Origin of the sequence: Thalassobacillus pellis (assembly GCF_016908295.1) — a bacterium.
Lineage (GTDB): Bacteria > Bacillota > Bacilli > Bacillales > Halobacillaceae > Thalassobacillus > Thalassobacillus pellis.
In genome coordinates, this window is record NZ_JAFBDO010000003.1 from 98822 (window position 1) to 111921 (window position 13100).

11 protein-coding genes are annotated in these 13100 nt (G+C 43.0%); 7 read left to right on the forward strand and 4 right to left on the reverse strand.

What is annotated here, in order from left to right; genetic code table 11:
• Window positions 1-138 precede the first annotated feature (138 nt).
• The 6 genes from JOC33_RS11070 (at window position 139) to lhgO (ending at window position 8011) form a co-directional block, all read left to right on the forward strand.
• Window positions 139-687, forward strand: coding sequence for a DUF1697 domain-containing protein (locus JOC33_RS11070; protein WP_205092597.1), 549 nt, complete (start codon window positions 139-141; stop codon window positions 685-687).
• A 369-nt stretch (window positions 688-1056) separates the two neighbouring features.
• Window positions 1057-2394, forward strand: coding sequence for an aminotransferase family protein (locus JOC33_RS11075; RefSeq protein ID WP_205092598.1), 1338 nt, complete (start codon window positions 1057-1059; stop codon window positions 2392-2394).
• A gap of 36 nt (window positions 2395-2430) precedes the next feature.
• Complete coding sequence (locus JOC33_RS11080; protein ID WP_205092599.1) at window positions 2431-4059, forward strand: amidohydrolase; 1629 nt, start codon at window positions 2431-2433, stop codon at window positions 4057-4059.
• Window positions 4052-5500, forward strand: coding sequence for a sodium:solute symporter family protein (locus JOC33_RS11085; RefSeq protein ID WP_205092600.1), 1449 nt, complete (start codon window positions 4052-4054; stop codon window positions 5498-5500). Before JOC33_RS11080 ends, JOC33_RS11085 begins: the two co-directional genes overlap by 8 nt.
• 342 nt (window positions 5501-5842) lie before the next feature.
• On the forward strand, window positions 5843-6778 hold the full coding sequence (gene glaH, locus JOC33_RS11090) for a glutarate dioxygenase GlaH (RefSeq protein WP_205092601.1): 936 nt from the start codon (window positions 5843-5845) through the stop codon (window positions 6776-6778).
• 27 nt (window positions 6779-6805) lie between these two features.
• Window positions 6806-8011, forward strand: a complete 1206-nt coding sequence (gene lhgO / locus JOC33_RS11095) for an L-2-hydroxyglutarate oxidase (protein WP_205092602.1) — start codon at window positions 6806-6808, stop codon at window positions 8009-8011.
• Between the two features lie 317 nt (window positions 8012-8328).
• Here the strand turns inward: lhgO and JOC33_RS11100 are convergent, their stop codons facing one another.
• Entirely contained in the window at window positions 8329-8634 is a 306-nt protein-coding gene (locus tag JOC33_RS11100) for a DUF3870 domain-containing protein (RefSeq protein ID WP_205092603.1), read from the reverse strand.
• Between the two features lie 135 nt (window positions 8635-8769).
• On the opposite strand from JOC33_RS11100, the gene JOC33_RS11105 reads away from it, so the two are divergent.
• Window positions 8770-8985 carry a YczF family membrane protein gene (locus JOC33_RS11105; protein WP_205092604.1) on the forward strand — a complete coding sequence of 72 codons (216 nt, stop codon included), beginning with the start codon at window positions 8770-8772 and terminating at the stop codon, window positions 8983-8985.
• A gap of 56 nt (window positions 8986-9041) precedes the next feature.
• Here the strand turns inward: JOC33_RS11105 and JOC33_RS11110 are convergent, their stop codons facing one another.
• Genes JOC33_RS11110 through JOC33_RS11120 form a run of 3 tightly spaced genes read right to left on the reverse strand, consistent with a single transcriptional unit; the run spans window position 9042 to window position 12957 of the window.
• Window positions 9042-10127, reverse strand: coding sequence for a GerAB/ArcD/ProY family transporter (locus JOC33_RS11110; RefSeq protein WP_205092605.1), 1086 nt, complete (start codon window positions 10125-10127; stop codon window positions 9042-9044).
• Between the two features lie 25 nt (window positions 10128-10152).
• Window positions 10153-11370, reverse strand: coding sequence for a Ger(x)C family spore germination protein (locus tag JOC33_RS11115; RefSeq protein ID WP_205092606.1), 1218 nt, complete (start codon window positions 11368-11370; stop codon window positions 10153-10155).
• A gap of 12 nt (window positions 11371-11382) precedes the next feature.
• Window positions 11383-12957, reverse strand: coding sequence for a spore germination protein (locus JOC33_RS11120; RefSeq protein WP_205092607.1), 1575 nt, complete (start codon window positions 12955-12957; stop codon window positions 11383-11385).
• Window positions 12958-13100 lie beyond the last annotated feature (143 nt).

Consider the following 13100-nt stretch of genomic DNA (forward strand, 5'->3'; position numbering starts at 1 on the left):
AAGGATACACCGTTGGATTAGGGAAGATTTTTAAGAAGGAGAGAGCTCGCATGGTTGAAAAGAATCAGCGCCGAAAAGGATTTTCTATCATATTGCTAGAATATGACTAAAGAAGTTTTTCAGAGAGTGAGGGGAAGCATGCCTGTATATATTGCATTTTTAAGAGGTATCAATGTAGGTGGGCACAATAAAATCAGAATGGCTGATTTAAGAGAGACGCTGGCAAAGCTAGATTTGCATAATTTGAAGACGTATATCCAGAGCGGTAATATTCTATTTAATAGTGAGGAGAATGAAGAGGATTTACAGAAGAAGATTGCCTTACAAATAGAGGATGCCTTTGATATTTCTACTCCTGTAGTGCTAAGGACTGCAGAACAACTGCAACAAATCATCCAGCAATGTCCATTTTCAAACGAAACCCTTACAGCAGCTGCGGCCACTGCAAAGGGCGAAAGTCTCCATGTTGCTTTGCTGCCGGAGGCACCTGGGGAGGATGGGGTTAATAAACTATTATCCTATACTGACGAAAAAGAACATGGCATCGTAAGTGGACGGGATGTATATCTTCTATTCCACGATAGTATTCGGAATTCGAAACTTGGCAATAACCTGAAAAAACTTGGTGTTCCTGCCACCGTGCGTAATTGGAAAACGTTGAAGAAGCTTACCGATATGGCGGAATAGTATAGCAGAAAAAGAATTTCATATAGACAAAATTATTAGAATTTTTAAAATAATACATTGATTTATCTGTTGATTATTGTTAAAATTGTTGATATTCAAAACATAATGTAAAATAACTGCCAATTCTAATCGACTCTGCTGGGACAAAGTGGAGCGACTCATTAGAACTAAGACCAGTTATATGCGCAGTGGTAGATATATGTTTATTTACTGATGCTGTGTGTATTGCTGGTTTTTTTATACATCAGAATGTATATAGTTTTCGCTAAGAAGTCCTCGATACAGTGAAAATTTTAAAAAGTATAAAACAAATTATTGCTTCACGAAAGACGATTAAATGCGAGTTAACTAAATATGCGGAGGGAGTATATGAATCATCTCATCGATCTCGACAGGAAATATTTTTTGCATCCTACTTCTTCTATACAGCAACAGCAAAGCCAGGGAGCGAAGTTGATTGTTGAAAGTGGTAATGGGGTCTACTTAAAGGATATGGATGGAAACACCTATATAGATGCGATGTCTTCGTTATGGAATGTCCATATCGGACATGGCAGGGAGGAGCTGGCCGATGCAGCGGCTGCCCAAATGAAGAAGCTGGCGTTCAGTTCTGCTTTTTCAACTTTTACCCACGAGCCGGCAATTAAGCTGGCTGAAAAAATTGCCTCGATTTCTCCTGAAACCCTGAATGCGGTTTTCTTTACCTCAGGTGGTTCGGAAGCCAATGATTCTGCCATAAAGCTAGTTCGCCACTATTGGAAAATCCAAGGACAGCCTGATCGCAGGAAAATAATTGCTTTAAAGCGCGCTTATCATGGGGTGGCTGCTGCTTCTACCAGCGCGACGGGCATTAAAGAATTCTGGGAGATGGCCGGTCATATGATGGGCGATTTCACCCATACAGATTCCACCTATCAAAGCACGACAAAAGATGCCATCGCATCTTTACGAAAAAAAATCGAAGAGGAGGGTCCGGAAACGATAGCAGCTTTTCTGGCTGAACCTGTCCAGGGTGCTGGAGGTGTGCTTATGCCATCAGAGGATTATTTTTCAGAAGTCAGGAAATTATGCGATGAATATGGAATTCTTTTCATTGCCGATGAAGTCATTACGGGATTTGGCCGTACAGGCAAAATGTTTGCTCTGGAACACTGGGGAGTAATACCAGATGTTATGACTTTTGCTAAAGGGGTGACAAGCGGATATATCCCCCTCGGTGGAGTAGTGATTTCAGATGCTGTCCATAACGTGCTCAAACAAAAATCAGAAGGTACGTTATTTCATGGTTTTACTTATAGCGGCCACCCAACGGCTGCTGCTGTAGGATTAAAAAATATAGAAGTGATAGAAAAAGAGGGACTGGTTGAAAATTCACATAGAATGGGAGCGAAGCTGCTGGCAGGCTTCGAACAAATCAAGAAAGAGCTGGATATAGTAGGGGATGTCCGAATGCTTGGTTTGCTGGGAGCAGTAGAACTCGTGAAAAACCCGGAGACTAACGAGCGGTTTTCCGGAGACTTGAAAGTGGCACCCAGGGTCATCGAGGAACTGCACCAGCGAGGCGTGATCTGCAGGGCAGTCACTTACGAAGGCATGGATATCATTTGTTTTGCCCCTCCATTAATCATTAATGAAAATCAGATAAATGAAATTTTGACAAAACTCCATGAATCGATACTTTCCATCCAGAACGAAATATTAGTTTAAAGAGATATGATTAAAATTTTACGGGAGGCAGGCGGTATGAATGGTGTAGATTTAATTTTTATAAATGGAAATGTAATAACGATGAATGAGGAGGCTCCCTCGGCAAGTGCTGTCGTAGTAACCAACGGGGAAGTCAGGTATGCCGGCGAAAACGAACAGGCGCTTATTTGGCGGGATGATGGAACAGAGGTGGTAGATTTAGAGGGAAAAACCTTGATGCCCAGTTTCATAGAAAGTCACCTTCACCCATCCATCTACGGTCTGACGTTACTTGAAGTGGATTGCAAGCCGGATACCACACCTTCGATAGAGACATTGATGGAGAAAATCAGAGAAAAAGCAGTTTCTTTACAAGAAGGCGAATGGATCAAAGGCTTTGGTTGGGATGACAGCAGGCTCTTAGAAAAACGTAACCCCACCAGATGGGACCTTGATGAAGTGGCACCCAATCATCCTGTTGTTATTAAACGGGCATGCGCCCATATGGCGGTGGCTAACTCGAAGGCGCTTGAGATAAGTGGAATATCAGAACATACTCCTAATCCTCAAGGGGGAAATATCGAATGGGATGCGGAGGGCAGACTGACGGGATTATTGCAGGAAAAAGCGCAGGGTTTACTTGCTGCCCCAAAGTATGATCAGGATGATATGGCCGAGGGGATGAAACGTGCTCAGGAAAAGTTCGCAGCCTGGGGAATCACCACTGTCCATGACATGTCTACCCAAACGGATGATCTCCAGTTATATCAAAGGTTACTAGAAAAAAATGAATTGAATGTAAGGGTGAGGCCCTGGATGTGGGCTATCGATCAAAATGGTTTTTCCGGTTCACTGGAAAATGTATTAAACGTCGGGTTGCGAAGTGGATTCGGGAATGAGCTTTTGAAAATACAAGGCTTGAAATTCATGCTGGATGGCAGTGTCGGCGGCAGAACAGCAGCTGTATCTGAAGCTTTTGAGGGGACTGAAAATACCGGAATACTTTACAACACTTTTGAAGAAATAGCTCCGTTGATGAAACGAGGTATCGAAGCCGGACTGCGAATTGCCATCCATGCAATCGGTGATCGTGCAATTGATGTAGCAGTGGATTCTTTCGCCGCTATTCATAACTCGAAGGACATTACCGGAATGCGTAACCGGATTGAACACTGTATATTACCTACAACCGAACACTTGGAGAAAATGAAAGAACTCAAACTGATTGCAGGTTCATCACTTGGTTTTTTCTATCAGATTGGTGATAACTATACGAGCAAGTTAGGAAAAGAGCGAATGAAACATGCTTTTCCACACAAGTCATATAAGGAGTACGGAATTATCGCTCCAGGGAATTCCGATTTACCTGTTACAGATGGGAACCCATGGATGGGCATCTATAGTGCAGTGACAAGGAAAACTTCCAGTGGACAGGCAGTTGGTGAAGAAGAAAACATTTGTGTATGGGATGCTTTGAAAGCCTATACATCTGATGCTGCATACAGCTCATGCGAAGAAGAGATGCTAGGGGTGATAAAACCGAACGCAAAAGCAGATTTAATGGTCATTTCAGATAATCCTCTTGAAATTGATCCAGAGAAATTGACAGAGATTCAAACCGAACGCACTTATTTACAAGGTACTTTAATATTTGATCAAACACGGAAGGGTGAATGCATTGTTTAGTGAGCAGCAGGAATTGATTTTGATATCTATCATTGCCGTATATTTCGTATTTTTATTCGGATTATCGGTATACATCAACAGAAGTATTAAAACATACGACGATTATAATGTCGCGGGGCGTTCTACGAAACTGTGGCCGTTAATTCTGACATTTGTCGGTACAGCTATCGGCGGGTCAATCCTCCTCGGCTATATGACCAAAGGCTATCTTTTGGGTATGGGGCAGCAATGGCTGGCCATTGGATTTACCTTGACTTCCATCGTTATTGCCATATTCATGATGAAGCGGATTCGCCTGCTGGGCGAGAAATACAATATGGTCACGTTAGGTGACTTTACTGCCCTTCGTTTTGGAGAGGGGGCGAGGCTGCCGACTGTTATCAGTATTCTTTGTGCATACTCTGCCATCACAGGGATGCAGTTTGTTGCGATCGCAACGATTTTGAAGCTGACCATCGGGTTGAGCATGACCACTGGTATCATTATAAGCTGGGTGCTCCTCACTTTGAAAACCTATTTCGGAGGACTGAAGTCAGTCATGATCCAGGATGCTATCCATGGAACAATTCAGACGGTAGGAATCTTCTTCTTGTTTGTTGTCATGCTGTTTATGGTAGGTGACTGGGGAGCATTTACAGAAAGAGCTGCTAACGCTGAAGCAGGAAATATGCTGGACATCTTTAACATAAGTCCTTCTGAATTCTGGGTTTATATGCTGACCATAGGGGCCTATCAGTTTGTCAGGCAGGATGTTTGGCAGCGTTTCTGGGCGGCGAAGGATATCAAAACGGCGAAAAACGGTTTTTGGGCAGCAATCGTACTTGGGTTCCTGACTGCCGCCGTCATCATTGTCATTGGAGTTCTCAGCAGATTCGGCTTGAACATTACAAGTGCTGATCCATCTTTGATCTACTACGAAATCATCGGGGCTGTATTGCCATTCCCATTGGTGATTATAATGCTTATTGCATTGCTGGCTACGGTGATATCCTGTGCGGATTCGTTCTTCCTGGCAGCGTCTTCCTCTATTGTTAATGACCTTGTCAAACCTCGTCTAGGAAAAGGCGTCAAGGACAGCCAAATGCTGACCTATAGCAGAATGTCCGTTGTGATCGTGTCAGTTATCTCCTTATTGCTGGCATTATATATCCCGCAGCTTGTCACTCTCTGGATTACAGGAAGCGCTATGCTGGTTTCAGGGCTGCTTGCCCCAGTGTTGTTCGGGTTATTCTGGCCGAAAACGACGAAAGCTGCAGGACTTTCCGGAATGTGGGTCGGTCTTGTAGTGGCAGTATTCTGGCAGATCGCCGGTCATCCGTTTGGTCTTCATCCTGTATTCCTGGGACTGCCTATTTCTATCCTGACAGTTCTGACTGTGACCTTCCTGTCCAAACCAGAACGTGAGAATGCTATGTATGAAGAATTGAAAAAGTCCAGTTAAGTACTGAAAATTTCCAACATTATATTATGTGAAGTAAAAAGCAACCTTTAGAAAGGCAGCCCCTTTCAAAGTCGGTTTGCTAAACGCTTCAAAACTATAATAATTACGTGACTGTCAAAGCTGCAATAGCTCTAAGCGCGAGTGAACCAACGCAGTTTAAAAAGCCAGTATGATCCCAAAATGGGTAATTACTGGCTTTTTTTGCATTTTAAGTAAGTTTACCTCTGTTAAAGGATTAAAGTAAAACTAAGGCTTTCGCCAAAGTACTTGGCGGCAAGCCGAGGTTTTCAAATTGATGGACATAGCTATTTATTTAGAAAAATAACTTAGGAGGCGTTTCATATGTGTGCAGTTGAATTAAAAAAAGGAAAAAGAGAATATCAGAACGGCGAGGGGTTTCGCATTTACAAACATGCAGCACATAACAGAATGTATTATATTGAATTGGAAGATGATGTGGTGAATCAATTTTTGGAGGATCTGAGGGATGTCAGTGACGAGCAATTGGAATACATTCCTTATATGAGGCTTGTAGTGGCTGATAAACTGCTCCAGCTGACGAGTGAAGATTTCGGCAGAATGGTGAGAGACATTCTGCATGACCGTGAGACAGGCGGGTTTACTATTGGCTTGCAGAACCAAACAACAGACCCTCAGGATTTTGTGAAGTTTTCTACAGCACTTAGCCACCTTGCTGGCTTGCCTAATTTCGATGCGATGTCAGGTAAATATTATGCCAGGTTTGCAGTAAAGCACACAGACAGCAGCGATTCCTATTTGCGTCAGGCTTATCGTTTGTTTACGCTTCATACAGATGGGACATATGTGGACGAACCGACAGACTGGCTGCTGATGATGAAAATGGATGAGCAGAACGCTATGGGTGGAAGGTCAAGGCTGCTTCATCTTGATGATTGGGAGGATCTTGACCATTTTTATCACCACCCTCTTGCTGCTTATCCATTTAAATATAAAGCTCCAGCGAGCAAGAACGTGGAAGAAGATGTATATCGACAGACTTTTTATGAACAAAACAACAAACCGTGCATTTGTTTCATTGATCAATTTGCATACCCAGAAACGATTGACCATGCGAACTATCTGAAGGATCTTTCCAGTTCCATGGAAAATTCAGAAGCGACGATTGGGCTTGATCTTCCAGTAGGGGACTTGATTATGCTGAATAATCGTTTTTGGCTTCATGGCAGGGAGCCATTTGAGGAAAACACGCAGCTTCACAGAGAATTGTTGCGGCAACGAGGCAGATTCGCGAAATAAATAACGTCAGAGGAGGAAAATCAGGAAATGTATGATTTCACTATAATAGGAGGAGGAATAATCGGATTATCCACCGCTTATTCACTTAAAAAAGCATATCCCCGAGCTAAAATTTCTGTAATGGAAAAGGAAAGCACTCTTGCAAGTCACCAAACCGGCCGGAACAGCGGTGTCATCCATTCCGGTGTCTACTATAAGCCTGGGAGCCTGAAAGCGAGAATGGCTAAACAAGGGTCTGCTTCTATGGTCGAGTTTTGTAAAGAGCATGGAATCGACCATGATGTATGTGGGAAGGTGCTTGTCGCCACTCATGAAGAGGAACTTCCCCGAATGGATGCCCTGTATGAAAGAGTCCAACAGAATAAGATTAATGTCACAAAAATCGGCCGAGAAGGATTGTTAGAAATAGAACCGCATGTCAATGGTTTGGCTGCACTGAAGGTTCCTACGACGGGGATTGTCAATTATAAGCAGGTGACAGAAAAGCTCGCATCTCTCATTACTGAGGCAGGTGTCGATTTATTTCTAGATACGAAAGTAAAAAATATCGAGGAAGTAAAAGAGGAGGTAGTCATTGATACAAACAGGGGATCATTCAAAACTGGTTTTTTGATCAACTGTGCCGGACTTCATAGTGATCGTCTGGTTGAAATGGCCCATATACACACTGATATTAAAATTGTGCCTTTTCGAGGTGAATATTTCACACTTGCCGATGAAAAACGCCACTTAGTCAAAGGATTGATTTACCCGATTCCTAATCCAGCCTTCCCATTTCTAGGCGTACATTTGACCAGGATGATCGACGGCAGCGTGCATGCGGGTCCCAATGCTGTACTTAGCCTGAAGCGGGAGGGATATCACAAAACTGCTTTCAGCCCAAAAGATACATTTGATGTTCTTACCTATCCGGGATTTTGGAAAATGGCAGGGGCAAACCTTCAGGAAGGATGGAAGGAAATGGTCCGCTCTTTCCATAAGAAGACATTTGTAAAAAGCTTGCAGCGTCTTGTTCCTGATATACAGCCTGACGATGTTATCCCTGCCAAAGCTGGTGTCCGTGCACAGGCCATGCTGAAGGATGGTCGGCTGGTAGATGATTTTCAAATCATTCCAGGTAAGCGTTCCATTCATGTTTGCAACGCTCCTTCCCCAGCTGCCACGGCTTCCCTTGAAATCGGGAAGGAAATCGTCAAACAAATTCCTGTACCAAGGCAAATAAAAGTAGGTTAAAGAAAAAGAATCTAGTTATAAAATATAAAATTTTTTAAAAAGAAGCCTTTTGGTGAAAAGATTTTAATGTTCAAAGTATAAAAAAATCACTCTTATTAGAATGGTTTTTGTTGATCTCCGTTGAGCGATCGGTGGTGACGCCTGCGGGAACAGTGCGGGCCGAAGATCCACATGGTCAAGTGACTTTCTTGACCAAGTTAGCCGAGGCCGTGCCCGCGGCAAGTATCCACCGACAAGCGATTTGCGAGATCCGGTATAGACATTAAAAAAAGCTGTCCCAGTAAGCCTAATACTGACTTATGGGAAAGCTCTATAATTTACAAATGAAGCTGATATTGCTTATAGGAATCTTTCAATGCTGCCGCAATCGCATTCCCGGCCTTGCCAAGATAAGCAGCATTCAACTGCTCTAGAGGCTCCTCTAGACCATCCTTCAGACTGTGACCTTTTAGAAGGTTCTTAATGTATTCTCGCCCATGATCCGTAGCCAATGTACAGGAAGCGTCAACGATCACCCCATACTTTTTGTCAAGTTCCAGGGTAAGTGTCAATGATTCAGAAATATGTGTGGCAGCTATCCCTGTAGGCAATTTGGAATGTCCCGCTACAAATAAGGTGTTCATGCTTTCTCCTCCATGTCTAATGATTGTATTTTCTATTGTAACAGATAACCATATCGGAAAAAGCTTATGGTAACAGGAGCAGTATAAAATATCGTATTAGGTCACATGATAACCAAAAAGTGCAGGTGGGCAGGCATGAAGATCATACTGATTTTTCTCTTTATACTAATTGGAATGGCAATGATCAGTGTTGGCATGGATTTATTAATGGGATTGGACGGGAGTTCTGCTTTTTTAAATATATTTAATCCCTTATGGGTAATTACACCATTTGGCTTTTCTCTTTTAACCTTATTATTCCTGCTGACTTTTTTAGACCCGATAATCCTTAAAAAAAGGAAAAAAAGATAACCTTTCTAAAACTTTAAGAAAGGTTATCTTTGTTAAGGATTAAAGTATAAGCAAAACTAAGACTGTCTTCGTATCAATGCAATAATAAGTAAAACCAGAGGTACCCCCATTTGAAGTGGAAGACTGACATAGTAAGTGGCAACTACTAGCCCTTCTTTAATATGATGGGCATAGCTGTCCGCGATAAACATGGAAGATAGTAAAATAACTACACAAAAAGGAAAGATCAATCCCTTGTAAGAAGGAAGACGAAATAGTTCTGAAGCACACATTAAAGCCCCGTAGAAGAAGACGGCTATTTTAAAAAAACCGCCAATTATTAATGTCATAACCACCGCAATATCCAATCGTTGGAAAAAGCCACTCATGTTGATCAGTCCAATGGAAGAGAGCAAGGGGAAAGTAGATCGCGTGGCAACATGAACACCAAGTACTGCAATATTCATCCCTACAACCCATATCAATAACAGACCGCTGATACTCATAGAGGTCCAGCCAATTCTCAGGCTTAGCCGTGGATGATCCAGATAGGGAAGAAGCAGAGTGAACACAATCATTTCCCCAAACGGAAAAGTGTAAGTGAGAGGGGCTGTTTCCAATACAGGCTTCCATCCATGTTCCAGAACGGGGCGTAGTTGATTGATATTAATCATACCGGAAACAAGTACCATAGTTGTTCCTACTACTCCTATTATCAATAACGCAAAAAAGAATACCTCTCCTGTCCTTGCCAGGACTTCGATTCCTTTATGGAGGACATAGGCTACAGCTAAAATCATAATGGCGTTTATCACCAGCATCGGTGTATAGATATAGGTGGAGGTTGTCAGTAATTCACCAAAGTCTCGCAAATCTCTGGCAGCGATGTATAAAAAGTAAAAAAGGTATACCATTCCGAGCAATGCGCCAGCGTATTTACCTAGAATTTTCTTCATATAACCGGTTAAAGGCAGGTCGGGGTACAGTTGAAAAAGCTTATTATACACCAGATACAGGATTAAACCGGCAATCAAACCGAGCAAAACCGCCAGCCATGCGTCCTTTTTAGCCCCAAGCCCCGGACTGACTACGATAGCAGTACCCAATTCGAACAAAAACATCAAGACGAATAACTGCCAGCCGGTAACTTTTGCTTTCTCCATACTACCCCTCCCTCCGTTTTATTGATTACTTTTTCTTTAAAATTAGTGGTTCTTTCCGGAGTCCGGTGCCGCGAATGAAAACTTTGACGTTCACCTGGAAATCCATATCTGCAAAACTCTCGCTCCAATTTTTCTTCATTTTCTTCCAGGCTTTTGGATCAGCACGATTGATGGCTTCTCCAAAACCAAATATGTCGTTATTTTGCTCTTGAGCAGCTTCCACAGCTTTTGTTACTTCCTGTTTGATTTCCGCAGCAAATCTTTTATCTAACCAAGACATGTTATCAGGATTGCTTAAATCTATGGCACATGCTATATCAGCTAGCTGTCCCTCTGCCCGGATATTCAACGTAATTTTCGGTTTGCCTTTTACCACTTTGGGCTGCCAGCGGGTATGGGTCCGCAGGATTTCAGCCGCCATCGCTCCCTCGTCTGGGTTACAGTTAGCAGAAAGGATGGCACGGTTAACATTATTCTGCACCCAGGCAACCCCCCGAGCTTTTTCACCTTCAAACCATCCTCTCAGTTTTCCGTCTTTGAATAAAGCAAGTCCATTCACTTTTACGAGCGAGTCAGGTGTTGCCTGCATATTGACGGCTGAAGATTGACCTTTGGCCAAATCTCCGACAAGCTCTATGCCACCTAAGGAAAGTCCCTTGCTTTTACCGGATAACATCTGCGCGACATCATTGATATTCCGCTCTGGTGATTCTCCCCATGCCTGTTCTGATTTCTCAATGATTTCCTGGATTTTGATAGCCGGTATTCTTTCCAATGGGCTTAGGATGCTTAGTATCGACTTGGCTTCTCCACCTTTTGCGATGAGAACCAGTGTAGTGGAGCGGAAGTCGTGGTACCTCTCGATAAAATCAAATATTTTTTTCAGTCCTTCTTCTGCAGCTAAATCTTCTCCGATAATCAACACACCTGTGTGGGAAAAGGTGAGTAAACGCGGGGCTTTTTGTGTTACCTTCCGTATGGTCTCAAGGATGGTCTTCCCTGTTTCACTGTATGTGGTAACAGCTGCTCCCTGACCTTGGCCTGTTTTCCCACCCGCCACTCGCCCGGGGTTGACGATTTGAAAGGACACCTGGTATAAATCGTCTTCTGTTTTATCGATTCCCATCCCCATTACAAGAGCAAGGTCACCTGTTTCTTTATGGTCCCAACAACCAGACAACAGTACAGTACCTAATAAAACCCAAATCAATAGAAACTTGTGCGACATTTTTGGAATCACCACGCTATTTCCTTCTCAATTATTTTTACTCTCATCAGGTGGGGTTGGTTTATTGTCTTTTCCTTGCTGCCTCATATTTTCCTGGTTGACTAAGCGAGGACGGAGAACCATGGACCATAAAGGCTGGCGGACAAGGGTATCCTTAATATCGGCCCAGATGAACGGTGCAAAAGGACTTAAGTAAGGAATTCCGAATGAGCGCAGGCTGGTCAAGTGAGCAATGAGAATAAACAAAGCCATGGCAACACCATATAGACCGAAGCTTCCCGCCAGAAGCATAATGATGAACCTTAGCAGACGTGCTGGGATGCCAATATTGTAAGACGGAAAAGCAAAGCTTGCGATACCTGTGAATGCTACAACAATTACAGTTGCTGCTGAAACGAGACCAGCCTGGACTGCCGCTTGTCCGAGAACGAGACCACCAACAATGGAGACAGCCTGGCCGACAGCCCTCGGCATGCGGAGCCCGGCTTCACGCAAAATTTCAAAAGTAATCTCCATAAGCATGACCTCGATAAAGAGCGGAAAGGGCACCCCCTCGTTCTGCGCCGCGAAACTGATGAGCAGGCGGGTGGGAACCATTTGGGGATGAAAGGTTGTCAAGGCAATATAAAGAGAAGGGGTCAGCAGCGTGAGTGTATAGCACAACATTCTCAACAAGCGTAAAGTCGACCCCATAAGAAAATGCTGATAATAATCGGCTGGTGACTGGAAAAATTGAATAAACAAAGCCGGAATGACGAGCACGTAAGGAGTGCCATCAACAAGAATGGCGATCCGACCCTCAAGGAGATTTCCGACAACACCATCTGGCCGCTCTGTGTTATAGATGGTTGGGAAAGGGCTATAAGGGTGATCCTGAATTAATTGTTCGATATAACCGGATTCAAGAATGCCGTCGATATCAATTCCTTTCAGCCTGTCCCTAGCTTCTTGGAGGACCTTTTCATTAGCGATCCCTTTAATGTACATAATAGCCACATCCGTTTGAGTGACACTTCCGATTTGGATGGTCTCCAGCCATAAGTTCGGGCTCTTTATTCGTTTTCTTATCAGGGCGGCATTTGTTCCAATTGATTCTGTAAATGCTTCTTTCGGTCCACGGATCACAAGCTGGGAAGTGGGTTCAGAAATTTTTCTTGATTCTCCGCCTTTGGTGTATGCCGTAACAATATCTGCACAGCCATCCACCACTACGATGGTATGGCCGGATAATAGGGATAAGATCATTTTATCCCAGTCCTGAATGACATTTATCTTTCCAACGGAGAGTACATGAGTCTTGATAAAATCAAAAATCCCCTTTTTCGTGGCAGTTTCCACTTCGGGGGTCTCTATTTTAATTGATTCCAACACAAACTCGCTGACAGTTTGTTCATCTACCAGTCCATTCATGTAAATGATTGCAGCATTCAAGGCTGGATTATTACCTATTGTGAATTCTCTAATCACCAAATCTGTACTGTTACCGAGTTCTTTTTTGATTTTATTCAGGTTATTCGTTAAATTTTGGTCCAGGTTCCGATCGCGTTTTTCGGTTGAATTTTGCACACTTTTTTTATCTGTTAACTTTTTAGGCCTTTTCATGGTTACGTTTCCTCCTGAGGCCGCACTACGATATCCTAAATATATAACCTACATTATTGACATATAGCTGTGTTTTAAACATGGACACGAAGATTACTTCAAGACGCTTTATGGATCGCTATTTATTCAGAGCAAGTATATAT